This is a genomic window from Pseudomonas sp. Marseille-Q7302 (assembly GCF_965111925.1).
Genome location: NZ_CBCOPK010000001.1, coordinates 3,686,433 through 3,710,923, shown reverse-complemented (window position 1 = coordinate 3,710,923; position 24,491 = coordinate 3,686,433). Strand labels below are relative to the sequence as shown.

Genomic DNA, 24,491 nt, shown 5'->3' with positions numbered 1-24,491 from the left:
CTGGATACTCCGCCCGTACAACGATGACGGGGCAAGGCGATGACGGCGTGGGTACGACGGATCAGGGTTGGGCGGAACGGTTGGCGGCTGGGCCTGGCCCTGCTGCTGGCGCTGGGGCTCACCCAGGGCCTGCGCAGCAGCCACCTGGACAGCCAGCTGCTGTTCTGGCTCGGCCAGCAGTGGCAGAGCGAACCCCGGACTTCCCTGGAGCTGGGGCGTTATCGCGTCGCGGTGGAAGCCAAGCCGGTGGCCGGCGTCACCGAGAATCTCTCCGATCTCAGCTACGACCCGGTGCGCGATCGACTCTGGGCTGTGGTCAACAATCCGCCGGAGCTCCTGGCCCTGAGTCGCGACGGCGACCTGCTGCAGCGGCATCGCCTGGAAGGCTTCGACGATGTAGAGGGCGTGACCTATCTGGGCAACGATCGCCTGCTGCTGGCGGAAGAGGGCGCCAATGCCCTGACCCTGGTAGATATTCCCGAGGGAGATGACGTCCTGCGCCGTAGCGACTACCGCAGTCTGACCCTGGATCTCTTCCCCCGCGCCAACCAGGGTTTCGAAGGACTGGACTACGACGCCGCCCGCGATCGGTTGTTCGTGGTCAAGGAGCACTCACCGCGCAAGCTCTATGAAATCCGCGGCCTGCTCAAGAGCTTCGACGGCGACTTCGCCCTACGCATCATCGACCGCCAGGCCTGGCTGGACCAGGCGCCGAGCACCGGCGATCTGTCCGCGGTCCATGTCGATCGCCGTACCGGTCACCTGCTGTTGCTCAGCGACGAATCGCGGATGCTGATCGAACTCGACGACCAGGGGCGCACCCTGGACACCCGCTCCTTGGTGGCTCCCTTCGGCGGCCTGTTACGGCGTATCCGCCAGCCGGAAGGGGTCACCCTGGATGGGGCCGGCAACCTCTATGTGGTCAGCGAGCCTAACCTGTTCTATCGCTACCAGAAGCGCTGATCAGACGCCGCCAAGGCGCTCCAGCACGGCGGGGGTATCCTGGGCGCCCATGGCGCGGGCCACGCTCAGCGCAGTGTTGCCGGCGGCGTCGCGCGCCCTGGGATCGGCGCCGCGGGCGATGAGCAGCTCCACCATCTGCACGTGATTGAACATCGCCGCCATCATCAGCGCGGTCTTGCCATCGGGCATGGCGCCTTCCACGGCGGCGCCCTGGTCCAGCAGCAGTTCGGCCATGGGCAGGTTGTTCTTGAAGGCGGCGCCGGCCAGTGGTGACTGGCCCATGTCGTTGGCCAGATTCGGGTCGGCCTGGTGTTCCAGCAGCACGCGACTGGCCTCCAGGTGGCCGTGGTAGCTGGCCAGCATCAGCAGGCTGTCGCCCTTGTGGTTGCGCAGGTTGGGCGTCAGCCCCTTTTCCAGCACCAGAGCCAGCACCTCGGCATTGCCGGTGCGGGCGAGGTTGAACACCTCGGTGGCGAATTCCTGGGCTTCTTCATCGGTCATGCGCTGGGGACCGTCTTCGGTCATGGTTCTCTCCTGGGCTACGGCGGGCGGGACCCCGAGGGTCCCGGGCGATAGGAGGGCAGACCCGAACGGCAAGGGGGAGTTCTATCGCGGCGGCGAAACAAGGCCGCCGCGAGCCGGCTAACCGAAGGTCGCGTGGGTCTCGGCAAAGGCCTGCAGCTCCGCCACGCTGTAGTTGCCGACCATCAGCACCGGACCGTGCGCCGTGCCTATATGCGCTGGCAGGGTATCGAGAAAGCCGCCGGTAGGTGTCACGCCCAGGTTGGTGTACTCGGCGGCCGGCAGGTGGAATTCGGCGACCAGCCGTACTGCCTCGGCCAGTCCGGCAGTGACGCTGACCGGATGCAGGGCGGCATCCACCGGCGTGACCTGGCCGCCGTTGTCGCCGCTGAACAGGTGGCCCACCTTGGCCGCCGCCTCGGCCAGGTCCTGCTGATCCGCCTGGGCGCCGATCAGGAACAGCGAGCCATAGTGCGGCAGGCTGCCACCGCCCTCGGCCTGGCTGACGAAGCTGGGCGCGAAGGGTTGCTCGCCACGGATGTCGGAACTGTAGTTGGCCACTGGATCACCGAGGGTGACCACGTTGACGAAGTTGCCTCCCTGGCCCACCGCGTGCAGGTCACGCGGAATCCCCGAGGCCTCGAAGCTGATGCCGCCCAGACCGGTCTGCTGGGCAACGTATTCCGCCGAGATGCCACCCAGGGAGTGACCGGTGACGAAGATGTCCTGGGTGCCATAGCCCTGTTTGGCCGCCGCCTCGATCACCTGGCGGGCGAAGTCCAGCGACTGGTGCTGGGCGCTGGACACCTGCTGGCCGAGGATCTGCAGATCGCTCAGTAGGCCACCGGCGGTGGAGAGGGGATCGATCAGCAGGTTCTCGCCGCGGGTGGTGCCGGCATAGGTGATGAGTACCTGGTTCTCGGCGGTGATCCAGGTGTGGGCCGTCGCGCCGTTGAGCGAGTTGTGCAGCGTCAGCTGATGGCCATCGACCAGGAAGGGCCGCATGCCGTCGGGCGTGCCACCCAGCACGTACTCGCTGATGGCGCCGTTGAGAAATTCGCTGACGGTGGGGGTGCTGGACGAGGCGGTCTGCTGCGGCGGCGCGACCTCGGCACTCTTCAGCGTGTGCACATAGGTGAAGTTGCCGAGGCTGACGATGTCGCTGTGGTCGAACAGGCCATCGCTGGCCCAGAGGGAGGTTTTCTTGGACATGACGGCACCTTTGTTGTCGAAGGCGGTGGACGTGGTGGCCAGGGCGCTGCCGTCGGCGTCGTGGGCGGACGGTCGGGCAAGCACTCGATTTCCATCCTAGGACGGGCTCTGGCACGCGGCAAACCGGGAACCCGGGGGTCATTTCCAGACGGCCGAGGTCTGGGCCCAGCCGCCTGCGGTCATGGCTGGCGGCGCCTGCGGCAGCTCCTTGGGTCTGCCAGTACCCTGGTCGACCCGTCGTGGGTTCGGGCTACACTGGGGGTCGACTCGACCCAAGAGGCTTTCATGACCGCCATCCGCCTGCCATCCATCGACCGCCTGCTGCGCCATCCCGCTTCGCGTCCGCTGGAGGAGCGGCACGGTCGCGAGCAGGTGCTTGGCGGCTACCGGTCCCTGCTGGACGATCTGCGCGAGGCCTTGAGAGCGGGCACCCTGGCCGCCGTGGAGGTGGAGGAGGGCGTCCTGGCCGGACGCCTGGGCGAGCGCCTGGCGCTGAGCAGTCAGCCGCGGGTGCGGCGGGTGTTCAACCTCACCGGCACGGTGTTGCACACCAACCTGGGGCGGGCCCTGCTGGCGGAAGAGGCCATCGCCGCGGTGAGCGAGGCCGCGCGTCAGCCGATGAATCTGGAATTCGACCTGGCCACCGGCAAGCGCGGCGATCGCGACGACCTGGTGGCCGACCTGGTACGCGAACTGACCGGCGCCGAGGCGGTGACCGTGGTCAACAATAACGCCGCGGCGGTCCTGCTGGCCCTGCATGCCATAGGCGCACGCAAGGAAGGGGTGCTGTCCCGTGGCGAGCTGATCGAGATCGGTGGCGCCTTCCGCATTCCCGACATCATGGCCCGCGCCGGGGTCAAGCTGGTGGAAGTGGGCACCACCAATCGCACCCATGCCCGCGACTACGAGGCGGCCATCGGGCCGCGTACCGCGCTGCTGATGCGCGTGCACACCAGCAACTACAGCGTCCAGGGGTTCACCGCCAGCGTCGCCACCCCCGAGCTGGCCGCCATCGCCCGCGCCCATGAGGTTCCGCTGCTGGAAGACCTGGGTAGCGGCACCCTGGTGGACCTGACCCGCTGGGGCCTGCCCGCCGAGCCCACGGTGCAGCAGGCCCTGCGCGATGGCGCGGACCTGGTGACCTTCAGTGGCGACAAGCTGCTTGGCGGACCCCAGTGTGGCCTCATCGTCGGCCGGCGCGACCTCATCGAGCGCATCAAGAAGAATCCGCTCAAGCGCGCCCTGCGGGTAGACAAGCTGACCCTGGCCGCCCTGGAGGCGACCCTGGCGCTCTATCGCGATCCGGATCGCTTGGCCGAGCGGCTGCCCAGCCTGCGTCTGCTATCTCGCCCGGCAGCTGACATCACCGCCCAGGCCGAGCGCCTGCTGCCAGCCTTCGCCGCCGTCCTGGACGCGACCTATGCGGTAAGCGTGGAACCGGCATTGGGCATGATCGGCAGCGGCGCCCAGCCAGTGGCGCGGCTGCCCGGCGCGGCGCTGTGCTGCCGCCCTCAGGTCAGCAAGCGCTTGCGCGGCCGCGCCCTGCGGCAGCTGGAAGAGGGGTTGCGTCAACTGCCCATCCCGGTGGTGGGGCGCATCGACGCTGATGCCCTCTGGCTGGATCTGCGCCAGCTCGACGACGAGGCCGCCTTCCTGGCCCAGTTGCCGGAGTTGCTGCTACCGGAAATCCGCTAGGGATTGGCTCAGCGCACCACCCAGCGCTGCCTTGCCCAGTTGCTCAGCAGATCCACGCCCAGCACCAGCACCAGCATGCCGAGGATCACGGTGGCGGCCTGGGCCTGCTGGAACAGGCTCAGGCTGAAGTACAGCTGCTGCCCCAGGCCGCCAGCGCCGACGAAGCCAAGGATGCTGGCCATGCGGATGTTGTTTTCCCAGCGATAGAGCAGATAGGCCAGCAACTGCGGCCAGACCGCCGGCAGGGTGCCGTAGAGAAAGGCCGTCAGCGCGCCGCCGCCGGCCAGGCGGATGGCCTCGGCCGGTGCCTTGGGGGTGTTTTCCAGGGCTTCGGCGAACAATCGGCCAAGTACCCCGGCGGTGTGCAGGGCCAGAGCCAGGGTGCCGGCGTTGGGGCCGAGCCCGGCGGCCAGCACCATCAGTGCCGCCCAGACCAGTTCGGGAACGGCACGCAGGGCGTTGAGCAGCAGTCGCGCCAGCGCCAGGGCGGCCAGGCCGAAGCGGCCGGCCGCCGGCAAGGCCAGCAGCAGCCCCAGCAGTCCGGCGAGCAGGGTACCCAGGGCCGACATCGCCAGGGTTTCCACAGCGCCCCGGGCCACGGCCGACAGCTGGCCGACGGAGAAATCCGGCTTGAGGAAATCGGCCAGGAAGCTACCCATCTGACCCAGGGCGCGGGCGCTCAGCAATTCGCCGAAGGCCGTTCCCAGGTAGCTGATGGAAGCCAGCAGGGCGGTGCCCATCGCCACCACCGTCAACAGCCCGCGGCCGCTGGCCCGGCGTTCCATCTGGCGCAGCAGCCGGCTCAGCACATCGGCCAGCAGCACCAGTACCAGGAAGGTCAGCAGCAGGCTGGCTACCTCGCCACCGGCAAACATGCGCAGCGACAGGTCCACCTGCTGGCCGAGGCCGCCAGCGCCGACGAAGCCCATCACCACCGAAGCGCGGATGGCGCACTCCCAGCGGTAGACACTGTAGGAAATCATCTCGCCCGCGGCATTGGGCAGCACGCCATAGACAAAGGCCTGCAGGCGACCGGCGCCCTGCAGCAGCAGGGCCCGCGCCGGGCGTGGATCGACCGATTCGAAGATCTCCGCATAGACCTTGCCCAGCATGCCGCCGTAGGTGATGGCGATGGCCAGCACCCCCGCCGTGGGGCCCAGGCCGACGGCGCGGACGAATAGCAGCGCCCAGACGATCTCCGGCACGCTGCGCAGGACGATCAGTACCCCGCGGACCAGCCCGCGGAGCAGGCGCGGCAACCGACCGGGGCGACCGGCGCGGGGCAGCGCGGAGATCGACAGCGCGCGGGTGGCCAGCAGGGCGGCGGGCAGGGCGATCAGTGCCGCCAGGGCCATGCCCAGGGTGGCGATGGCCAGGGTTTCCAGGGTGGCGCGCCCCAGCACGGCTAGAAAGTCGGCGTCATGGGCCGGTGGCCAGAAGCCGGCGAGAAAGTTGCCCATGGTGCGGGCATTATCGCCGGTGAAGAGTCCGAAGAGATCGAATTCCGCCAGGCGCAGCGTCGGCCAGGCCAGCACCAGGGCCAGCAGGGTAAGCAGCAGGCGGGGCCGGGTAGCGGGGTCCCGACGAGGCGGATTCAGCATCGTGGCAGATCGAGCGGCGTCTCGGCCGGAGTCGGCGCGGCGGGCGATAGGGTGGTGCTCAGGCCGTCATTGGCATAGAGCGCCGCGAGATCGGCCTCGCTCACCGCGCTGGCGGGCTTGTCCCACAGCAGCCTGCCGGCGCGCAGGCCGAGGATGCGCGGAAAGCGCTGCAGCGCCAGCTCCACATTGTGCAGGCTGGTGACCAGGGTGGTGCCCTGGCGCCCGGCGGTGTCGCGCAGTACCTCCAGGGTGTGACCGGCCAACACCGGGTCCATGGCCGACACGGGTTCGTCGGCAAGCAGCAGCTGCGGCTGCTGGTAGAGTGCCCGGGCGATACCGATGCGCTGCAACTGGCCACCGGACAGCTGATCGCAGGAGGCGTAGAGACGGTCGGCCAGGTCCAGCGGCGCCAGGGCGGCGGCGGCGCCGTCGCGATCCAGGGGATGCACCAGGCTGATCAGGCTGCGCGCCAGCGACCACTGGCCGAGACGTCCGGCCAGCACCGCGGTGATAACTCTCTGGCGTGCGGGCAGCGGCGGGGCCTGGTGAATGAGGCCGATGCGGGCGCGCAGCTGGCGCCGTGCGCGGTTGCCCAGCGTCCAGGGATCTTCCCCGAGTAGCTCCAGCTGACCCGCCACCGGCCGCAGACCGGTGGCCAGCAGCCGCAGCAGGCTGGTCTTGCCGGCACCGGACGGGCCGATCAGGGCGACCTGTTCACCCTGTTCCAGGTGCAGGTCGAGATCGACCAGGGCAGGCGAGCCGTCGGCGTGTACCAGCGTCACGCCCCTGAGGGCGAGACTCACTTGAGCAGGCCGGCTGCCAGGGCGGAAGCCTCGATGCTCTTGTAGTTGTCCGGCGAAGTCGGCACGAAGCGGCTGGCCGCCTGCAGGTCGAGGATCGCCTTGTCCGCCGGCTTGGCCGGGTCCAGGTCGAGGAAGGCCTGCTTGATCTTGGCCGCCAGTTGCGGATCCAGATTGCCGCGCACCGTCCAGTTGTAGTCGTAGTAGGTCGGGGTGGTGGCGATCACCCGCACCTTGCTGGTGTCGACCTTGCCGGCGTCGACCAGCTTCTTCCACACCGAGGCGTTGAGCACCCCGGCATCGGCCTTGCCCGCGGCAACCCAGGCAACGGTGGCATCATGGGCGCCGGAATAGGCTACCCGCGAGAAGAACTGCTCAGGGACGATGCCGTCCTTCTGCATGAAGTAGCGTGGCATCAGGCTGCCCGAGGTGGAGGAGACCGAACCAAAGGCGAAGGTCTTGCCCTTGAGGTCCTGCAGGCTCTTCACGGCTGGGTCGGCGGTGATGAATTTGCTGGTGAACTGCTGATCTTCTTCGCGCTGCACCAGGGGATTCATCGGCGCCTTGCGCTGCGCCTGGACGAAGGTGAAGCCACCGAACCAGGCCATGTCCAGCCGATCCGACGCCATGGCTTCCACCACGCCGGCATAGTCGGATACCGGCACGAACTTGACCGGCATGCCCAGGCGCTGCTGCAGGTATTCACCCAGCGGCTTGAACTTGCGGATCAGCTCGGTGGGAGCCTCGTCGGGAATGGCCGAGACGCGCAATTCGTCGGCGGCGTGGGAGAGCAGGGACGTCAGGGACAGGGCCAGGCCTGCTGCCAGGGCCAGCGAACGCTTGAGCATGGGTTTCTCCGGTTCAATAGCGGAAAAAAAGGGGCTGCAGTATAGGGGGTGGCGCTCGTTTGCGCAGCCGTCGCCTACCCCTGAACGGTGCCGGAAGCCATGGCGGGACGGCAGAAGCGCTCTGGAGAGCGGTTGTGCAGCGGACTCGCCAGGCGTTCGAGTCCGCTATGTTGATGGCCGGACTAGCCGGCGGGCGCTCAGGTCTCGTCGAAGAAGCGCTCGTTCCAGTCCACCAGGGGTTGCGGCGAATTGAGCTTCTGCCCGTAGATCACCGCATAGGCCAGCACGTTCTGCACATATTGCCGCGTCTCGTCGAAGGGAATGGTCTCCACCCAGACATCGAAGGCCAGGTGGCGGGCGCCGCTCAGCCAGCGCTTCACCCGGCCCGGCCCGGCGTTGTAGGCGGCCGAGGCCAATACGCGGTTGCCGTTGAACTGGGCATGGACCATGGAGAGATAGGCGGTGCCCAGCTGGATGTTCTTTTCCGGGGTCAGCGCCTGCTGCGGCGAGGCCAGGGAAATGGCGAACTTGCTGGCGGTATGGCTGGCGGTGGCCGGCATCAACTGCATCAATCCTATGGCGCCCACGCCGGAGCGCGCATCGGCCATGAAGCCGCTCTCCTGGCGGGTGATGGCGAACACCCAGCTGCTGTGCAGGCCGCGGGTCTGGGCCTCGCGCACGAAGCTTTCCCGATAGGCGATGGGGAAGCGGATGTCCAGGTCGTCCCAGTACTTGGCGAGGCTGATAGTGCGGATTGCCGGGAAGTACCACTGCATGTCGTAGGCCATGCGGGCCTGGGCGACCAGTTCGTCACGGTTGAAGTGCCGGCTGACATAGAACCACTCGCGGCGGGCATTGATCGGCTCGCCGCGGGCGATGAACTCCAGGGCACGCTGCACGCCAGGCGTGTTGCGCACCTTGCGCTTGAGCGCGTCGCTGAGCATCAGTGGCTTGTTGTTGAGCTGATAGGGCGCCTTGCTGCGGTCGGCGGCGAGGAAGCCGTAGTAGTCACGCTCACGGCTGACCTCGGCGTATTCGCGCAGCACCTGCGGACTCTGCGGTTGCATCAGCTCCAGGGTGCGGGCGCGCCAGTATTCCCAGCGATTGGCCTTGGCCAGGCTCGGTGGGAAGCGCTCGATCAGGGCATGGGCATCGCTCCAGCGGCCCAGGCGCAGGAGCAGTCGGGCGCGCCATTCGCTGACGTCGTCGTCACGCAGCTCGGGATCGTAGCGCTCCATCAGCGGCAGGGCGCGCGGATCGAAGTTCTTGGCCAGGGTCAGGCCGATCTGGCGGGCGATGGCCACCTTCTCGTCGCGGGTGAAGGGCATGCGCTGGCTGTAGACCTCGAGCAGGCCCATGGCCTGTTCCGGGTCCTGGCGGGCCAGTTTGCGCAGTCCCAGGCCGACCACGTCGGCGAGGCTTTCGCTGGCCGGGGCGAAGGCCTGGACATTGGCGATCTGCTGGGGCTTCTGGGCCACGTCGATCAGCCGCTGGGCCTGGCCGGACAGGGTCGGCAACTGGGCGGAGAGGGTGCGCACCAGGCCGTACTCGCCTTTGTCGGCGGCCAGTTTGGCGCGTTCCCAGACCCGCTCCTCGGTGAGCTGGCCGCGCGCCGCCCAGGCCTGGAACAGGCCATCGCAGCTGGTCGGTTGAGCCTTGCCCACCAGCCAGTACTTTTCCGCCAGCTTGAAGCCCTCGCTGGCATTGCCCTGGGCGATCAGGTACTGGCCGTGCAGGCAGTCCAGCTCGGTGAAGTTGTAGTCGGGCGAATAGTATTTCTCGAAGCGATTCCAGTCGCCGCGATCGGCCAGGCTGCGCAGCCAGCGCAGCCGCAGCCAGTTGGATTGCGGCAGATCGCCATGCTCGGCGAGAAAGGTCTCGATCTCGGCATCGCTGGCGCCAGGAACGCGCTTGATCAGCTCGTCGTAAGCCAGGTAAGGCTCCAGCGGATAGGTGCGCAAGTCGCCGCGATTGGCCAGGTAGACACTGGCGTCGCCCCGGTCCAGCGCCGCCTTGGCCTGGTCGTAGAGTTGCCGCTGCTGCTCCAGGGGAGCGGCTTGCGAAGTGGTGGAGCCGATCAGGGGAGCGAGGAGCAGGGGCAGGATGACGAACAGGCGACCGCGCATGGGAATTCCGTAAAAGCTGGATGCGGAGGGGGTGGCGCGCGCTACGCAGGGCAGGCGGCCGACCGTCACGGGGCAGTCTAGCTTACGTGCCGGCGCCAGGCGGCGAAAGCGTTGGCCATGGCCTGCCGTCGGGCGGTCCGGACGTTTCGCCGGCTCGCGTCGACCGGCGCCGGGGTAGGCGTCTCTGCTAGACTGGTTGGCCTTTTTCGCGGAGAAACCCATGGCGCTGCTCAAGTTCACCAACGTATCCCTGGCCTTTGGCGTCACCCCCTTGCTGGACGGGGTGTCCTGGCAGATCGAACGGGGCGAGCGGGTATGCATCATCGGCCGCAACGGCACCGGCAAATCCAGCCTGCTGCGCATCGTCAAGGGTGAGCAGCAGGCCGACGATGGCGAGGTCTGGCGCGCCCCGGCGCTGAAGATCGGCGAGCTGCCGCAGGAATTGCCGCGCGCCGACGACCGCTCGGTGTTCGACGTGGTGGCCGCCGGCCTCGCGGGCGTCGGCGAGCTGCTCGCCGAGTATCACCACCTGACCCAGGACACCAGCGGTGAACTGGACATGGAGCGCCTCATGCACGTCCAGCAGGAGCTGGAGGCCCGTGATGGCTGGCGCCTGCAGCAACTGGTGGAAAGCACCCTGAGCCGGCTGCAGCTGCCGGCGGAGAAGACCCTCGCCGAACTCTCCGGTGGCTGGCGGCGGCGCGTGCTGCTGGCCCAGGCCCTGGTGGCCGAGCCCGATCTGCTGCTGCTCGACGAACCCACCAACCACCTGGACATCGGCGCCATCGCCTGGCTGGAAGACGCCCTGCGCGGCTATCCCGGCGCCGTGCTGTTCATCACCCACGACCGTGCCTTCCTCCAGGCCCTGGCCACCCGCATCCTCGAACTGGATCGTGGCAACCTGATCGACTGGCAGGGCGACTACGCCAGCTTCCTGGTGCACAAGGAGCAGCAGCTGGCGGCGGAAGAGACCGCCAATGCCCTGTTCGACAAGCGCCTGGCCCAGGAAGAGGTCTGGATCCGCCAGGGCATCAAGGCCCGACGTACCCGCAACGAAGGCCGCGTCCGAGCCCTCAAGGCCATGCGCAACGAGCGTAGCGAGAGACGCGAACGCCAGGGCAAGGCCAATCTCCTGCTGGAAACGGCCGACAAGTCAGGCAAGCAGGTCATCCTCGCCGAGCACATGAGCTATGCCCATCCTGGCGGCGAGCCATTGATCCGCGACCTGACCCTGATGATCCAGCGCGGCGATCGTATCGGTCTGCTCGGCCCCAACGGCTCGGGCAAGACCACCCTGCTCAAGCTACTGCTGGGTGACCTGCAGCCCACCGCCGGCAAGATCCAGTACGGCACCAAGCTGGAGATCGCCTACTTCGACCAGCTGCGCCTGCAACTGGAGCCGGAAAAGACGGTGATCGACAACCTCGCCGAGGGGCGCGAGTTCATCACCATCAATGGCCAGGATCGCCACGTACTGAGCTACCTGGGGGACTTCCTGTTCAGTCCGCAGCGTGCCCGTACGCCGGTCAAGGCGCTGTCCGGTGGTGAGCGGGCCCGGCTGTTGCTGGCCAAGCTGTTCAGCAAGCCTGCCAACCTGCTGGTGCTGGACGAACCGACCAATGATCTCGACGTCGAGACCCTGGAACTGCTCGAAGAGGTGTTGCTGAGTTTCGAGGGCACCGTGCTGATGGTCAGCCACGACCGGGCCTTCCTCGATAACGTGGTGACCAGCACCCTGGTGTTCGAAGGGGCAGGGCGGGTACAGGAATACGTCGGCGGCTATCACGACTGGCTGCGCCAGGGCGGCTCGCCACGTCTGCTGGGTGTGCAGACCCGTGAAGACGGCAAGTCGGCACAACCGGCTAGCAAGAGTGAACCTGCGCCGGTCGCCACTCCCGTGGCTGCTACAGCCGCGCCAGCCAAGCGCAAGCTCAGTTACAAGGAGCAGCGCGAGCTGGACGCTCTGCCAGCTGCCATCGAGACCGCGGAGATCGAGCTGGAGGCCTTGCAGACGGCCATCGCCGATCCGGGTTTCTATCAGCTACCTGCCGAGGTCAGCCGCGGCAAGCTTGCCCGCATGGAGGCGTTGCAAGCGGAACTGGATCGCCTCATCGAGCGCTGGGCCGAGTTGGAGTGATCCAACCCGGCCGCGGGCTTGGAGTCCGTTCAAAGTCTCGCGAGCTAGAGACAAACAAGGCCTAGGCGGCCCCACGAAAATGGCTGAGGAAGCGGACCGGGCTCGCGCTCGAGTTTACGAGTGGTAAATGAGCATTCCGACCGGGCTGGCGACCCAGGCCATTTTCAACGCAGTTTGGCCGACGCGCAGCAGACTTTGAGCAGGCTTTTAGGCCTTGTCTTTGTTCAGGGCCACCGCGAGGGTATCGCAGGGCGCGCCGTGCAGCAGGTCGTTGGACGTAGAGCCCAGCAGCAGGGCCAGGCCATGACGACCATGGCTGCCGACCACGATCAGGTCGCAGCCCTGCTCCTTGGCCATGCGGTGAATCTCCTGACGCGGTTGCCCGTAGGCCAGCACGCAGTTGCCGGCCAGCTCGGCATACTGGGTGGTGAAACCATCCAGCCGCTCGCGAGCTTGCTCGATCTGCTGTTGCTGCAGCGACGACAGATCCATGGGCACATCACCGCCAAAGGCCATGGCCATAGGCTCGACCACGTGCACCAGGGACACCTTGCTGCCACAGCACTGACCCAGGGCCACGGCGCGACGGATTACCGGCTGGCAATCATCGGTCAGGTCGACAGCAACCAATATGTGTTGGTAGGCCATACACATCTCTCCTTCATGATGGGGCGCCAGGCCATACCATGGCTGGCGCTCGATTCGCGGGCTTCAGGTTCTGGCCGAACAGAACCGGCTTTCGCTCGACAACTGTTCAGGCAGACGCTCGCCCACTTGTAGTTTCGACTCCAGGAGTCGGGGATAGCTCCACGGCTATCTTGCACAGAAGCGCGGCAAGCTCAAGCACCCGTCGTTCGAATACCCGCCGCTTTCCCTTGTGTCCCAATTGACAAGAGCGCGCTTTTGCCAGAAGGTTGTGCGAGCCGTTCAAACGGTTGTATGAATTTTCGCCCCGGCCCGGCCGGTGCCCTCCACAGAACAATATCGGGGCTGGCGATTTTCGGCTTCCATCCGAAGCTGCCGCCCGCCTTGCGACCAGGACTCAAGGGAGACCCGCTGATGATTTTCGAAGGCAAAGCCCTTTCGGTGCGCGACGTGGAGGACGGCATCGCCGAACTTCGCTTCGACCTCCAAGGCGAATCGGTCAACAAGTTCAGCGCCATCACCCTGCGTGAATTCCGCCAGGCCGTGGACGCCCTGAAAGCCCATGCCGGACTGCGCGGCGTCATCGTCACCAGCGGCAAGGACGTCTTCATCGTCGGCGCCGACATCACCGAATTCGTCGAGATGTTCGGCCGGCCGACCGAAGAGCTGCAGGCCGGCATCGCCGAGATCAATCGCATCTTCAACGACTTCGAAGACCTGCCGGTACCTACCGTGGCCGCCGTGGGCGGTATCGCCCTGGGTGGCGGCTGCGAGATGACCCTGGCCGCCGACTACCGGGTGCTGAGCACCGCCGCGCGCATCGGCCTGCCCGAAGTCAAGCTGGGCATCTATCCGGGCTGGGGCGGCACCGTCCGCCTGCCGCGCCTGATCGGCAGCGACAACGCCATCGAGTGGATCGCCTCTGGCAAGGAAAACGACGCCGCCACCGCGCTCAAGGTCGGTGTGGCCGATGCCGTGGTCGCGCCCGAGCACCTGTTCGACGCGGCGCTGGACCTGGTCCGCCGCGCCGCCGCCGGTGAGCTGGACTACCGCGCCAAGCGCAAGCCGAAGCTGGAGAAGCTGCAGCTCAATGCCATCGAAGCCATGATGGCCTTCGAGTCGGCCAAGGGTTTCGTCGCCAGCCAGGCCGGGCCGCACTATCCGGCGCCGCTGGAAGCCATCAAGGCGATCCAGAAGTCCGCCAACTACGGTCGCGACAAGGCCCTGGAGGTCGAAGGCGCCGGCTTCGCCAAGATGGCCCAGACCTCGGTCTCCGCCAGCCTGGTGGGCCTGTTCCTCAATGACCAGGCGCTCAAGCGCAAGGCCAAGGTGCTGGAGAAGCAGGCCGCTCCGGTCAAGCTGACCAGCGTCCTGGGCGCCGGCATCATGGGCGGTGGCATCGCCTACCAGTCCGCGCTCAAGGGCACGCCGATCCTGATGAAGGACATTCGCGACGAAGCCCTGGAGCTGGGCCTGAGCGAAGCCAGCAAGCTGCTCAACAAACGTGTCGAGAAGGGCCGCCTGGAGCCGGTGAAGATGGCCGAGGCGCTCAATCGCATCCGGCCGACCCTGTCCTATGGCGACTTCAAGAGCGTCGACCTGGTGGTCGAGGCGGTGGTCGAGAATCCCAAGGTCAAGCAGGCCGTGCTGGCCGAAGTGGAAGGCCAGGTACGCGAGGACGCCATCCTCACCTCAAACACCTCCACCATTTCCATCAGCCTCCTGGCCCAGGCGCTCAAGCGTCCGGAAAACTTCTGCGGCATGCACTTCTTCAACCCGGTGCACATGATGCCCCTGGTCGAGGTGATCCGCGGCGAGAAGACCAGCGAAAGGGCCATCGCCACCACCGTGGCCTACGCCCGCCAGATGGGCAAGAACCCCATCGTGGTCAACGACTGCCCCGGCTTCCTGGTCAACCGCATCCTCTTCCCGTACTTCGGCGGCTTCGCCGCGCTGCTGGCCCAGGGTGCCGATTTCCAGCGCGTCGACAAGTTGATGGAAAAATTCGGCTGGCCCATGGGTCCGGCCTACCTGATGGACGTGGTCGGCATGGACACCGCCCACCACGCCCGCGACGTCATGGCCGAGGGTTTCCCCGAGCGCATGAAGGAAAGTCGCAAGACCGCGGTGGACGCCCTCTACGAAGCCCAGCGCTTCGGCCAGAAGAACGGCAAGGGCTTCTATGTCTACGAGACCGACAAGAAGGGCAAGCCGAAGAAGGTCGCCGATCCGGCCGTGGCCGAGGTGCTGGCACCGGTCACCTACGAACAGCGTGAATTCACCGACGAGGAAATCGTCGAGCGGATGATGGTACCGCTGTGCCTGGAAGCCGTGCGCTGCCTGGAAGACGGCATCGTCGACAGCGCCGCCGAGGCCGACATGGGCCTGATCTACGGCATTGGCTTCCCACCCTTCCGTGGCGGTGCGCTGCGCTACATCGATAGCCTGGGCGTGGCCGAATTCGTCGCCATGGCCGACAAGTACGCCGACCTCGGGCCGCTGTACCACCCGACCCCCAAACTCCGCGAAATGGCCGCCGCTGGCCAACGCTTCTTCGGTTGAGCCTGGAGTAAAGAAATGAGTCTGAATCCGAGAGACGTCGTCATCGTCGACTTCGCCCGCACGCCCATGGGCCGTTCCAAGGGCGGCATGCACCGCAACACCCGCGCCGAGACCCTGTCCGCGCGGCTGATCGACGCAGTCCTTGACCGTAATCCCCAGGTCAACCCGGCCGAGGTGGAAGACGTGATCTGGGGGTGCGTCAACCAGACCCTGGAGCAGGGCTGGAACATCGCCCGCATGGCCTCGCTGCTGACCCGCATCCCCCATACCAGCGGCGCCCAGACGGTGAGCCGGCTGTGCGGCTCCTCCATGAGCGCCCTGCACACCGCCGCCCAGGCGATCCAGACCGGCAACGGCGACGTCTTCGTCGTCGGCGGCGTGGAGCACATGGGCCATGTCGGCATGATGCACGGCGTCGATCCGAACCCCCAGCTGTCGCTGCACGCCGCCAAGGCCTCCGGCATGATGGGCCTGACCGCCGAGATGCTGGGCAAGATGCACGGCATCACCCGCGAGGCCCAGGACCAGTTCGGCTACCGCTCTCATCAGCTGGCCTGGAAGGCGACCCAGGAAGGCAAGTTCAAGGACGAGATCATTCCCCTGGAAGGTCACGACGAGAACGGCTTCCTCAAGGTCTTCAGCCATGATGAGACCATCCGTCCGGAAACCACCCTCGAAGGCCTGGCTGCCCTGAAGCCGGCGTTCAATCCCAAGGGTGGTACCGTGACCGCCGGCACCTCCTCGCAGATCACCGACGGCGCCTCCTGCATGCTGGTCATGTCCGCCCAGCGCGCCCAGGACCTGGGCCTGCAGCCGCTGGCCAAGATCCGCTCCATGGCCGTGGCCGGCGTGGATCCGGCGATCATGGGCTACGGTCCGGTCCCGGCTTCGCAGAAGGCCCTCAAGCGCGCTGGCCTGACCATCGCCGACATCGATTTCATCGAGCTCAACGAAGCCTTCGCGGCCCAGGCCCTGCCGGTGCTCAAGGACCTCAAGGTGCTCGACAAGATGGAGGAAAAGGTCAATCTGCACGGGGGCGCCATCGCCCTGGGTCACCCCTTCGGTTGCTCTGGCGCCAGAATTTCAGGCACGCTGTTAAATGTCATGAAACAGAATGACGGCACCTTCGGCCTGGCCACCATGTGTGTGGGTCTCGGCCAGGGCATCACCACGGTGTTCGAACGCCTGCGCTGATCCGCGGCGTGCGTCATCCGACCGGGGCGCCCCCAGGGCTGCCCCGGTTTTCTTTTTTCGAGGTGGAACATGGCATTGCAGACGGGACTCTACCGGCACTACAAGGGTCAGCAATATCGAGTACTGGGCGTGGCCCGGCATTCGGAGACCGAGGAAGAGCTGGTCATCTATCAGGCGCTGTACGGCGAATACGGTCTCTGGGCGCGGCCCTTGAGCATGTTTCGCGAGAGCGTCCAGGTGGATGGCGAGCAGGTGCCGCGCTTCGCGCTGATCAGCGTCGAAGCCGATCCCCTGGGTCTGGATACCACGCCCCAGCCTTGACCTTGCCGACATCGCCACTATATATAGCGGTGCCGCGTTGGCCGACCGCCCCCGGCGCACCAGACTGAAGTCGTTCTGGTCCTCCATCCGCCGTCCCGGCGCTCGCCTTTCGCTCGCTCACCGCTTTCAAGCAGGAATCTGACTCTCCCATGGGTAAATCGCTGGTCATCGTGGAATCCCCGGCCAAGGCCAAGACCATCAACAAGTATCTGGGTAACCAGTACGTGGTGAAGTCGAGCATCGGCCATATCCGCGACCTTCCCACCAGCGGCGCCGGCACCGCCAAGGAGCCCGCCGCCAAGACGCGCAAGACCGCCGCCGAGGCGCCCGCGCTGTCACCCAAGGAAAAGGCCCGGCGCCAGCTCTTCACCCGCATGGGCGTCGACCCCGAACACGGCTGGAAGGCGCACTACGAGATCCTGCCTGGCAAGGAAAAGGTGATCGAGGAACTGCGCCGTCTGGCCAAGGACGCCGATACCGTCTATCTCGCAACCGACTTGGACCGCGAAGGGGAGGCCATCGCCTGGCACCTGCGGGAAGCCATCGGTGGCGACGACTCGCGCTACAAGCGCGTGGTCTTCAACGAGATCACCAAGAAGGCCATCCAGGAGGCCTTCTCCCAGCCTGGCGAACTGGATATCAACCGCGTCAACGCCCAGCAGGCCCGTCGCTTCCTGGACCGCGTGGTCGGCTACATGGTCTCGCCGCTGCTGTGGTCGAAGATCGCCCGTGGCCTGTCCGCTGGTCGGGTGCAATCCGTTGCGGTCAAGCTGGTCGTGGAGCGCGAACGTGAGATCCGCGCCTTCGTCCCCGAGGAATACTGGGAAATCCACGCCGACCTCGCCACCCCGAAAAAGGACCAGGTGCGCTTCGAGGTGGTGCGCGAGAAGGGTGAAGCCTTCAAGCCGTTGAACGAGGCCCAGGCCAAGGCCGCGCTGGCCAAGCTGGAGAAGGCCGGCTATCGCATCGCCAAGCGCGAAGACAAGCCGACCAGCAGCCGGCCCTCGGCGCCCTTCATCACCTCCACCTTGCAGCAGGCGGCGAGCAATCGCCTGGGCTTCGGGGTGAAGAAGACCATGATGATGGCCCAGCGTCTCTATGAGGCTGGCTACATCACCTATATGCGTACCGACTCGACCAACCTGTCCGGTGATGCCATCGCCATGGCTCGCGGCTACATCGAGAGCGAATTTGGCAAGCAGTACCTGCCGGAAAAGGCCAACGTCTATGGCAGCCGCGAAGGCGCCCAGGAAGCACACGAAGCCATCCGCCCGTCCGACGTCAACGTCAAGCCCAACAGCCTGTCGGGCATGGAGCGGGACGCCGAGCGCCTGTACGAGCTGATCTGGCGCCAGTTCCTGGCCTGCCAGATGCCCCCGGCCGAGTACCTGTCCACCACGGTGACCGCCGCGGCGGGAGACTTCGAGCTGCGTGCCCGTGGCCGCATCCTCAAGTTCGACGGCTACACCCGTGTCCTGCCCCAGCAGGGCAAGCCGGGCGACGACGACGTCCTGCCCGAGATGAAGCAGGGCGAAGACCTCGGCCTGGTCAAGCTCGACCCCAGCCAGCACTTCACCAAGCCGCCGGCCCGCTTCTCCGAAGCCAGCCTGGTCAAGGAGCTGGAGAAGCGCGGTATCGGCCGACCGTCGACCTATGCCGCCATCATTTCCACCATCCAGGATCGCGGCTACGTGACGGTGCACAATCGCCGGTTCTATGCCGAGAAGATGGGCGACATCGTCACCGACCGGTTGAACGAAAGCTTCGCCAACCTGATGGACTTCAGCTTCACCGCCAACATGGAAGGCAATCTGGACAACGTCGCCCAGGGCGAACGGGACTGGAAGAATCTGCTCGACGAATTCTATGGGGATTTCAAGCAGAAGTTGGAATACGCCGAAGCGGGCGAGAAGGGCATGCGAGCCAATCAGCCGACCCTGACGGACATTCCCTGCCAGCTCTGCGGTCGGCCGATGATGATCCGTACCGCCTCCACTGGCGTCTTCCTGGGCTGCTCCGGTTACGCCCTGCCGCCCAAGGAACGCTGCAAGGCCACCATCAATCTGGTGCCGGGCGACGAGATCGCCGATGACGACGAGGGCGAGTCCGAGTCCCTGGTTCTGCGCGGCAAGCATCGCTGCCCCATCTGCAGCACCGCGATGGACGCCTATCTGATCGACGAGCATCGCAAGCTGCACGTCTGCGGCAATAACCCGGACTGTCCGGGCTACGAAATCGAAGAAGGCAGCTATCGCATCAAGGGCTACGAAGGTCCATCGCTCGAGTGCGACAAGTGCGGCAGCGAGATGCAGCTCAAGACGGGCCGCTTCGGCAAGTTCTTCGGCTGTACCAATCCAGCCTGCAAGAACACCCGCAAATTGCTCAAGAACGGCGAGCCCGCACCGCCGAAGATGGATGCCGTGCCCATGCCGGAGCTGCGTTGCGAAAAGGTCGACGACACCTATGTGTTGCGTGACGGCGCTTCGGGGCTGTTCCTGGCTGCCAGCGGCTTTCCGAAGAATCGCGAAACCCGTGCGCCGTTGGTCAGCGAACTGCTGCCCCATCGCGACGAGATCGATCCCAAGTACCATTATCTGCTGAGTGCTCCGGTGAAGGATTCCGAAGGTCGCCCGGCGGTGATCCGCTTCAGCCGCAAGACCAAGGAGCAGTACGTGCAGACCGAGGTCGAGGGCAAGCCCACCGGCTGGAAGGCCTTCTACGACGGCAAGAAGTGGCAGGTGGAAGAAAAGCGCTAGAGCCCTGGGTTCTGGCAGGAGACAGGCGGCCGGCGTGAGTCGGCTCCAGGAGAAGGGCATGGCCAACGAGCGTTACACCCGCACCAACCAGAAGCTCTATTTCGCCGGTCTGGCCCTGGAAAGCTGGCGCTCGGCTCAGGCGGCGCCTTCGGCGCACAGCCAGGGCCGCATCATGGCCGAACGCGAGGCCTGTCTGTTCCACCTGCATGGCGCCCTGCTGGGCCTCTGTCAGGAGGTGGCGGGCTTCTATCGCCACCCGACCATGGAGGCCACGTCGCTCGCCGTTCTGCTATCACCCGAAGCCCTGAACGAGGCGCCCAGTCCGGAAATGGGCGAGCTGGTCGAGTTGGCGGGCAATTCGGAGACCTGGCTGGCACGGCTGATCGCCGAATACCAGCGACTGCTGCAACCGCCCCAGGCGCCACGACGGCCCAAGCAGGACCCGACGCTGGCCCTGATCGAGGCGGTCAGTCTGGAACCGGCCGAGCCGGAACTGGGTCTTGAAGAAGTGGAAGCCTGGCGCGAAAGCCTCAAGCAGACGGCGCTCAGATTCCGCGGTGCCATGACCGAGTGGTAGGCCCGTTCCACCAGCAACTCATCCAAGGCTGCCAGGATGCTGGCCTTGCAGACCGTCGAAAAAGGCTCAGGCAAGTCAGCCTCTCAGACCCCACGCTGTTACACTATCCGCTTAGCTGTGGAGATACTGAATGACTACTGCCTACCTGGAAATCGTTGAACTCTCCGATGGTCGCATCGTGTTGCGCCGTGCGGACGACGAGGAAGCCCTCGTTACCCTGGAGTTTTCCAGCGATGCCAAGGATTTCCTGCATGGACAGCAGATAGAGGTGGCCAAGGCCATGTTCAACCTGGGTGTGCAGATGGCCGGTCGACTGGCCGAAGGCGATAGCCTCCAGCGCGACGATCAACCGCGCGTCCTGCACTGATTCTTTCTCGATCCGGCATTCCGCCCTGGAATGCCGCCGCTACATCCCGTCCCGCCGCCTGTTCCCTACGCGAATCTGACGTTCAGACTCTGGCTGTGGCCCTGTGCGGCGGCGCGCGCCAATTGCTGCTTGCCCGCATCGCTCAGGTCGTGCAGCCAGCTGATCACCGTATGGCTCTGCCCCTTGCGGAGCACTTCGCAGGCCAGTTGCAGCGTCTTGGCAGCACTCGGCGTCTGCAGCAGAAGCACCCGTTCCGGATTCAGATGGGTGCTGCGCAACCAGGCATTGCTGAGCAGCGATGGCGGGGTGACCAGGGTCAGCCAGCGGGCATCGTCCTTGTCGCTTAGTTGGCGCAGGATGGGGGCCAGCAGTTGCAGGCACTGTTCCTGGCTGCCATGCAGGGACATCTCACTGAAGGTATCCGGCAGCGGAGCGGCTGGCAGCTCCCGTGCCGGCTTGCCGGACTTGGGCAGAAATGCGGTGAGTTCCTGCAGCAGGAACTCAGGTGCCAGGTCCAGCTCTTGAACGGACGAGCGCGGTGCATCGAACATCAGGGGAAATTGCATGGCGACCTCCTAGAGGCGACTCGATCAAATCCACTTGACGTCATGTACCACGGATACATGACGTCACTGTGCTCAGCCTGGTCTTGAGCGCTTTCCGGAGCGCGAACAGATACCCCCGATCAAGACTTCGGCGTAAGGCAAAAGGCGGTGACAAGAGGCTGACCCGCAGGCCAGCCCTAGACGTTAGCGGCGGATGACGCCGACGCTTAACCCTTCGATGGCGAATTCCTGGCTGGAAAGATCGACTTCGATAGGGGCGAACTCGGGATTTTCCGCCAACAGGGTGACCTGGTTGCCCGAGCGTTTGAATCTCTTCACGGTGACTTCATCGCCCACCCGAGCCACGACGATCTGACCGTTGTGCACCTCACGGGTCACATGGACCGCGAGGAGGTCGCCATCGAGGATGCCGACGTCTCTCATGCTCATGCCCTTGACCTTCAGCAGGTAGTCGGCACGCGGCTGGAAGAAGGCCGGATTGATGGCACAGTTTTCCTCGACGTTCTGCTCGGCCAGAATGGGCGCGCCAGCAGCCACTCGACCGATGACCGGCAGGCTTTCATCGGCTTTGCGCGTCGTATCCAGACTCGGAATGCGGATGCCCCGGGAGGCACCCGGCGTCATCTCGATGGCGCCCTTACGGGCCAGGGCCTTGAGATGCTCCTCAGCCGCATTCGGCGATTTGAAACCAAGCTCCTGCGCGATTTCCGCGCGGGTAGGCGGAAAGCCATTGGCTTCGAGGCAACGCTTGATGAAGGCCAGAATCTCGGCTTGTCGCGGTGTCAGTTTCAGCATGATGCACGTCGCGTCGTCTAATGATGCTGTGATTATATACAGTAACTCTGGGTGCTAGGCAAGGCCGCTGCCCCTGGCTTCGGACGACAGGCCGGATTCACGGCAAATAGCGTTCAAATGACGGAATGACGTGCCTTCCGGGGCTTCGCATGGCTGTTCGCAGACCAGCCCGCGATTGACTTAGGTAGCGTTTGAAACATATGTTTCAAACGGAAATTCATCTATCGAGGAAGGTCATGGCGCAGTCGGATACCGTTGAACGCATTCTGGATGCCGCCGAACAGTTGTTCGCCGAGCGCGGCTTCGCCGAAACCTCGTTGCGACTCATCACCACGCGAGCCGGGGTCAACCTGGCAGCCGTCAACTATCACTTTGGCTCCAAGAAGGCCCTGATCCAGGCGGTGTTCTCGCGCTTTCTCGATCCCTTCTGCTTCAACCTGGAGCGGGATCTGGATCAGTGGCAGCCAAAGAACGGGGAGGAGGTGAGCCTGGAGGCGTTGCTCAATCTGCTGGTGGATCATTCCCTGGCCATCAAGCCGCGGCACGGCAACGACCTCTCGGTGTTCATGCGCCTGCTGGGCCTGGCGTTCAGTCAGAGCCAGGGTCATTTGCGCAAATACCTCGAGCAGACCTATGGCCGGGCCTTCCGCCGCTTCCTGCTGCTGGTGAATAGAGCCGTGCCCGAGATTCCGCCGCTGGAGCTGTTCTGGCGTGCCCACTTCATGCTGGGCGCGGCGGTGTTCAGCATGTCCGGCATCAAGGCGCTGCGGGCAATTGGTGAAAACGACTTCGGCGTCGATACCCACACCGACCAGGTGCTGCGGCTGATGGTGCCCTTCCTGGCCACCGGCATGCGCGCACCCACGGCGATGCAGGAGCCCGAACTGGCCCAGGCGCAGTATCGGCCGCGGCGTCCAGTCGCGGTGGAGACGGCCGAGACCTACTAGGCTGCGGCGCCAAGGGCGCCTGGGGTAAGCTTGCGTCCCTTTCACGGCGCCATGCGCCGGAGCATTCGGACGAGGTACCCATGCAAGGCTCCCTGATGGTCGATATCGCTGGCACCTGGCTTACCGCCGAGGATCGCCAGTTGCTGCGCCAACCGGAGGTGGGCGGACTGATTCTGTTCGCCCGCAACATCGAAACGCCCGGCCAGGTACGGGAGCTGTGCCGCGCCATTCGCGCGGTGCGGCCCGAGCTGCTGTTGGCCGTGGACCAGGAAGGCGGCCGTGTGCAGCGCCTGCGCCGCGACGTGGTGCGCCTGCCGGCCATGGGTCAGTTGAGCGGCCGAGCGGACAGCGTCGAACTGAGTCGGCTCTGTGGCTGGCTGATGGCGACCGAGGTCCTGGCAGTGGGCCTGGACTTCAGCTTCGCCCCGGTGCTGGATGTCGACTACCAACGCAGCCAGGTCATAGGCGCGCGGTCCTTTGGTAACGCGGAACAGGTGATCGAACTGGGCGGCGCCTTCATCGCCGGCATGGGTGAGGCCGGCATGGCCGCCACCGGCAAGCATTTTCCCGGACACGGCTGGGCGGAAGCCGATTCCCACGTCGCCATCCCCACCGATGAGCGTGACCTGGACACCCTGCAGCGCACCGACCTGCGGCCGTTCCGGGCCCTGCTGCCGAGGTTGGACGGCGTCATGCCCGCCCACGTCATCTATCCTGCGGTCGATGCCCAGCCGGCCGGTTTTTCCCGGCGCTGGCTGCAGGACATCCTGCGCGGTGAGCTGGGCTACCAGGGCGTCATCTTCAGCGATGACCTGTCGATGGCCGGCGCCCACGTCGCTGGCGATGCCGGACAGCGCGTCGCGTCGGCCCTGGAGGCCGGTTGCGACATGGGGCTGGTCTGCAACGATCGCGCCGCGGCCGAACTGGCCCTGAGTCGCGTGCAGCAGCTGGGCGTCTCGCCCTCGCCACGCCTGGCCAGCATGAGAGCCCGTCGCCACGTGGATCTCGATTATCGGCAGCAGCCGCAGTGGAGCCACGTGCTGCGGCGGTTGCGCCAGGCTGAACTCATCTAGAGGACGTATCCATGACCACCTACGCCATCATCGGAGGCACCGGCCTCACCGCGCTCGCCGGCCTGGAGCTGGACGAGGCCCAGACGTTCGACACCCCCTGGGGCGAGCCCTCGGCACCCGTGCAGCGCGGCCGCTTTGCCGGGCGACCGGTGCTGTTCCTGGCCCGCCATGGCCATCCCCATCGTATTCCGCCGCATCAGGTCAACTACCGCGCCAACCTCTGGGCGCTCAAGGAGGCCGGTGCCGACGCCATCCTCGCGGTGAATGCCGTGGGCGGCATTCACGCCGCCATGGGCAGCGGCCATCTGTGCGTGCCCCATCAGCTGGTGGACTACACCTGGGGGCGTGGCCATACCTTCTTCGAAGGCGCGGACCTCGACCATGTCACCCACATCGACTTCAGCTTTCCCTACGACGAGCCCTTGCGTCAGCGCCTGCTGGGTGCACTGCGCAAGCTGCAACTGCCGCACAGCGACCATGGCGTCTATGCCGCGACCCAGGGGCCACGCCTGGAAACGGCAGGAGAGATCGTCCGGCTGGAACGCGACGGCTGCGACATCGTCGGCATGACCGGCATGCCGGAAGCGGCCCTGGCTCGCGAACTGGGCTTGCCCTATGCCTGCTTGGCGCTGGTGGTGAACCCGGCGGCCGGCAAGGTGCAGCGAGAGATCACCATGGCCGAGATCGAAGCCGTCTTGGCCAGCGGTATCGACGAGGTTCGCCAGGTGCTGGCCGAGGTGCTGGCGGGCTGATAGCTCCAGGCCGCTTCCGGGAGGTCCCGGAG

21 protein-coding genes and 1 pseudogene are annotated in these 24,491 nt (G+C 65.8%); 12 read left to right on the top strand and 10 right to left on the bottom strand.

From position 1 onward, the window contains the following. Positions 1–39: 39 nt before the first annotated feature. A complete protein-coding gene (locus ACWPW1_RS17310) occupies positions 40–963 on the top strand; it encodes an SdiA-regulated domain-containing protein (protein ID WP_454253532.1) in 924 nt (307 codons plus the stop codon). Here the strand turns inward: ACWPW1_RS17310 and ACWPW1_RS17305 are convergent, their stop codons facing one another. Both ACWPW1_RS17305 and ACWPW1_RS17300 read right to left on the bottom strand, forming a co-directional pair. Then, positions 964–1,488 carry an ankyrin repeat domain-containing protein gene (locus ACWPW1_RS17305; protein ID WP_323150081.1) on the bottom strand — a complete coding sequence of 175 codons (525 nt, stop codon included), beginning with the start codon at positions 1,486–1,488 and terminating at the stop codon, positions 964–966. Positions 1,489–1,605: 117 nt separating this feature from the next. Further along, entirely contained in the window at positions 1,606–2,781 is a 1,176-nt protein-coding gene (locus ACWPW1_RS17300) for a hypothetical protein (protein ID WP_454253531.1), read from the bottom strand. 201 nt (positions 2,782–2,982) lie between these two features. Between ACWPW1_RS17300 and selA the strand changes: the two genes are divergently transcribed. After that, positions 2,983–4,392 carry an L-seryl-tRNA(Sec) selenium transferase gene (selA, locus tag ACWPW1_RS17295; protein WP_454253530.1) on the top strand — a complete coding sequence of 470 codons (1,410 nt, stop codon included), beginning with the start codon at positions 2,983–2,985 and terminating at the stop codon, positions 4,390–4,392. A gap of 8 nt (positions 4,393–4,400) precedes the next feature. Here the strand turns inward: selA and phnE are convergent, their stop codons facing one another. From phnE to ACWPW1_RS17270, 5 genes and pseudogenes are all read right to left on the bottom strand, one after another. Then, positions 4,401–5,177: a phosphonate ABC transporter, permease protein PhnE gene (gene phnE, locus ACWPW1_RS17290; protein WP_454253939.1), complete on the bottom strand. Its 777-nt coding sequence runs from the start codon at positions 5,175–5,177 to the stop codon at positions 4,401–4,403. 3 nt (positions 5,178–5,180) lie between these two features. Continuing rightward, positions 5,181–5,993 (bottom strand): annotated as a pseudogene (locus ACWPW1_RS17285) (PhnE/PtxC family ABC transporter permease); the annotation flags it as partial. Next, the gene (locus ACWPW1_RS17280; RefSeq protein ID WP_454253529.1) at positions 5,987–6,796 is read right to left on the bottom strand and encodes a phosphonate ABC transporter ATP-binding protein; all 810 of its coding nucleotides are present in this window, start codon (positions 6,794–6,796) and stop codon (positions 5,987–5,989) included. The gene ACWPW1_RS17280 and the pseudogene ACWPW1_RS17285, both read right to left, overlap by 7 nt. Further along, positions 6,793–7,641 (bottom strand): putative selenate ABC transporter substrate-binding protein, encoded by an 849-nt coding sequence (locus ACWPW1_RS17275; protein ID WP_059315869.1) that lies wholly within the window; start codon positions 7,639–7,641, stop codon positions 6,793–6,795. Before ACWPW1_RS17275 ends, ACWPW1_RS17280 begins: the two co-directional genes overlap by 4 nt. Positions 7,642–7,838: 197 nt before the next feature. Next, positions 7,839–9,767 (bottom strand): transglycosylase SLT domain-containing protein, encoded by a 1,929-nt coding sequence (locus ACWPW1_RS17270; protein WP_454253528.1) that lies wholly within the window; start codon positions 9,765–9,767, stop codon positions 7,839–7,841. Positions 9,768–9,987: 220 nt separating this feature from the next. Between ACWPW1_RS17270 and ACWPW1_RS17265 the strand changes: the two genes are divergently transcribed. After that, positions 9,988–11,904, top strand: coding sequence for an ATP-binding cassette domain-containing protein (locus tag ACWPW1_RS17265; RefSeq protein ID WP_454253527.1), 1,917 nt, complete (start codon positions 9,988–9,990; stop codon positions 11,902–11,904). Positions 11,905–12,111: 207 nt separating this feature from the next. On the opposite strand, the gene ACWPW1_RS17260 is transcribed toward ACWPW1_RS17265, so the two are convergent. Beyond that, a complete protein-coding gene (locus tag ACWPW1_RS17260) occupies positions 12,112–12,552 on the bottom strand; it encodes a universal stress protein (RefSeq protein ID WP_059315866.1) in 441 nt (146 codons plus the stop codon). Between the two features lie 411 nt (positions 12,553–12,963). On the opposite strand from ACWPW1_RS17260, the gene fadB reads away from it, so the two are divergent. The 6 genes from fadB (at position 12,964) to ACWPW1_RS17230 (ending at position 20,326) form a co-directional block, all read left to right on the top strand. Beyond that, the gene (gene fadB, locus ACWPW1_RS17255) at positions 12,964–15,111 is read left to right on the top strand and encodes a fatty acid oxidation complex subunit alpha FadB (protein WP_059315865.1); all 2,148 of its coding nucleotides are present in this window, start codon (positions 12,964–12,966) and stop codon (positions 15,109–15,111) included. Positions 15,112–15,126: 15 nt separating this feature from the next. Continuing rightward, complete coding sequence (fadA, locus tag ACWPW1_RS17250; protein ID WP_059315864.1) at positions 15,127–16,305, top strand: acetyl-CoA C-acyltransferase FadA; 1,179 nt, start codon at positions 15,127–15,129, stop codon at positions 16,303–16,305. A gap of 69 nt (positions 16,306–16,374) precedes the next feature. Next, on the top strand, positions 16,375–16,626 hold the full coding sequence (locus ACWPW1_RS17245; RefSeq protein WP_059315863.1) for a DUF1653 domain-containing protein: 252 nt from the start codon (positions 16,375–16,377) through the stop codon (positions 16,624–16,626). A gap of 149 nt (positions 16,627–16,775) precedes the next feature. After that, on the top strand, positions 16,776–19,382 hold the full coding sequence (gene topA, locus ACWPW1_RS17240) for a type I DNA topoisomerase (RefSeq protein ID WP_059315862.1): 2,607 nt from the start codon (positions 16,776–16,778) through the stop codon (positions 19,380–19,382). A 58-nt stretch (positions 19,383–19,440) separates the two neighbouring features. Next, a complete protein-coding gene (locus ACWPW1_RS17235) occupies positions 19,441–19,959 on the top strand; it encodes a DUF6586 family protein (protein ID WP_454253526.1) in 519 nt (172 codons plus the stop codon). Positions 19,960–20,089: 130 nt separating this feature from the next. Next, positions 20,090–20,326: a hypothetical protein gene (locus ACWPW1_RS17230; RefSeq protein ID WP_007162387.1), complete on the top strand. Its 237-nt coding sequence runs from the start codon at positions 20,090–20,092 to the stop codon at positions 20,324–20,326. A gap of 65 nt (positions 20,327–20,391) precedes the next feature. On the opposite strand, the gene sulA is transcribed toward ACWPW1_RS17230, so the two are convergent. Further along, positions 20,392–20,892, bottom strand: a complete 501-nt coding sequence (gene sulA, locus ACWPW1_RS17225) for an SOS-induced cell division inhibitor SulA (RefSeq protein ID WP_059315860.1) — start codon at positions 20,890–20,892, stop codon at positions 20,392–20,394. A gap of 183 nt (positions 20,893–21,075) precedes the next feature. Next, positions 21,076–21,687: a transcriptional repressor LexA gene (gene lexA, locus ACWPW1_RS17220; RefSeq protein WP_454253525.1), complete on the bottom strand. Its 612-nt coding sequence runs from the start codon at positions 21,685–21,687 to the stop codon at positions 21,076–21,078. A gap of 236 nt (positions 21,688–21,923) precedes the next feature. Between lexA and ACWPW1_RS17215 the strand changes: the two genes are divergently transcribed. From ACWPW1_RS17215 to ACWPW1_RS17205, 3 genes are all read left to right on the top strand, one after another. Continuing rightward, positions 21,924–22,634 (top strand): TetR/AcrR family transcriptional regulator, encoded by a 711-nt coding sequence (locus ACWPW1_RS17215; protein ID WP_313648521.1) that lies wholly within the window; start codon positions 21,924–21,926, stop codon positions 22,632–22,634. Between the two features lie 80 nt (positions 22,635–22,714). Next, positions 22,715–23,707, top strand: a complete 993-nt coding sequence (gene nagZ / locus ACWPW1_RS17210) for a beta-N-acetylhexosaminidase (protein ID WP_454253524.1) — start codon at positions 22,715–22,717, stop codon at positions 23,705–23,707. Positions 23,708–23,718: 11 nt separating this feature from the next. Then, a complete protein-coding gene (locus ACWPW1_RS17205; RefSeq protein ID WP_323149006.1) occupies positions 23,719–24,459 on the top strand; it encodes an S-methyl-5'-thioinosine phosphorylase in 741 nt (246 codons plus the stop codon). Positions 24,460–24,491: the final 32 nt, after the last annotated feature.

Bases quoted from the DNA above. Each gene is read 5' to 3' on its own strand.
- ACWPW1_RS17310 (WP_454253532.1), top strand. From the start codon at position 40: ATGACGGCGTGGGTACGACGGATCAGGGTTGGGCGGAACGGTTGGCGG.
- ACWPW1_RS17305 (WP_323150081.1), bottom strand. From the start codon at position 1,488: ATGACCGAAGACGGTCCCCAGCGCATGACCGATGAAGAAGCCCAGGAA.
- selA (WP_454253530.1), top strand. From the start codon at position 2,983: ATGACCGCCATCCGCCTGCCATCCATCGACCGCCTGCTGCGCCATCCC.
- phnE (WP_454253939.1), bottom strand. From the start codon at position 5,177: ATGGAACGCCGGGCCAGCGGCCGCGGGCTGTTGACGGTGGTGGCGATG.
- ACWPW1_RS17275 (WP_059315869.1), bottom strand. From the start codon at position 7,641: ATGCTCAAGCGTTCGCTGGCCCTGGCAGCAGGCCTGGCCCTGTCCCTG.
- ACWPW1_RS17270 (WP_454253528.1), bottom strand. From the start codon at position 9,767: ATGCGCGGTCGCCTGTTCGTCATCCTGCCCCTGCTCCTCGCTCCCCTG.
- ACWPW1_RS17265 (WP_454253527.1), top strand. From the start codon at position 9,988: ATGGCGCTGCTCAAGTTCACCAACGTATCCCTGGCCTTTGGCGTCACC.
- ACWPW1_RS17260 (WP_059315866.1), bottom strand. From the start codon at position 12,552: ATGGCCTACCAACACATATTGGTTGCTGTCGACCTGACCGATGATTGC.
- fadB (WP_059315865.1), top strand. From the start codon at position 12,964: ATGATTTTCGAAGGCAAAGCCCTTTCGGTGCGCGACGTGGAGGACGGC.
- fadA (WP_059315864.1), top strand. From the start codon at position 15,127: ATGAGTCTGAATCCGAGAGACGTCGTCATCGTCGACTTCGCCCGCACG.
- ACWPW1_RS17245 (WP_059315863.1), top strand. From the start codon at position 16,375: ATGGCATTGCAGACGGGACTCTACCGGCACTACAAGGGTCAGCAATAT.
- topA (WP_059315862.1), top strand. From the start codon at position 16,776: ATGGGTAAATCGCTGGTCATCGTGGAATCCCCGGCCAAGGCCAAGACC.
- ACWPW1_RS17235 (WP_454253526.1), top strand. From the start codon at position 19,441: ATGGCCAACGAGCGTTACACCCGCACCAACCAGAAGCTCTATTTCGCC.
- ACWPW1_RS17230 (WP_007162387.1), top strand. From the start codon at position 20,090: ATGACTACTGCCTACCTGGAAATCGTTGAACTCTCCGATGGTCGCATC.
- sulA (WP_059315860.1), bottom strand. From the start codon at position 20,892: ATGCAATTTCCCCTGATGTTCGATGCACCGCGCTCGTCCGTTCAAGAG.
- lexA (WP_454253525.1), bottom strand. From the start codon at position 21,687: ATGCTGAAACTGACACCGCGACAAGCCGAGATTCTGGCCTTCATCAAG.
- ACWPW1_RS17215 (WP_313648521.1), top strand. From the start codon at position 21,924: ATGGCGCAGTCGGATACCGTTGAACGCATTCTGGATGCCGCCGAACAG.
- nagZ (WP_454253524.1), top strand. From the start codon at position 22,715: ATGCAAGGCTCCCTGATGGTCGATATCGCTGGCACCTGGCTTACCGCC.
- ACWPW1_RS17205 (WP_323149006.1), top strand. From the start codon at position 23,719: ATGACCACCTACGCCATCATCGGAGGCACCGGCCTCACCGCGCTCGCC.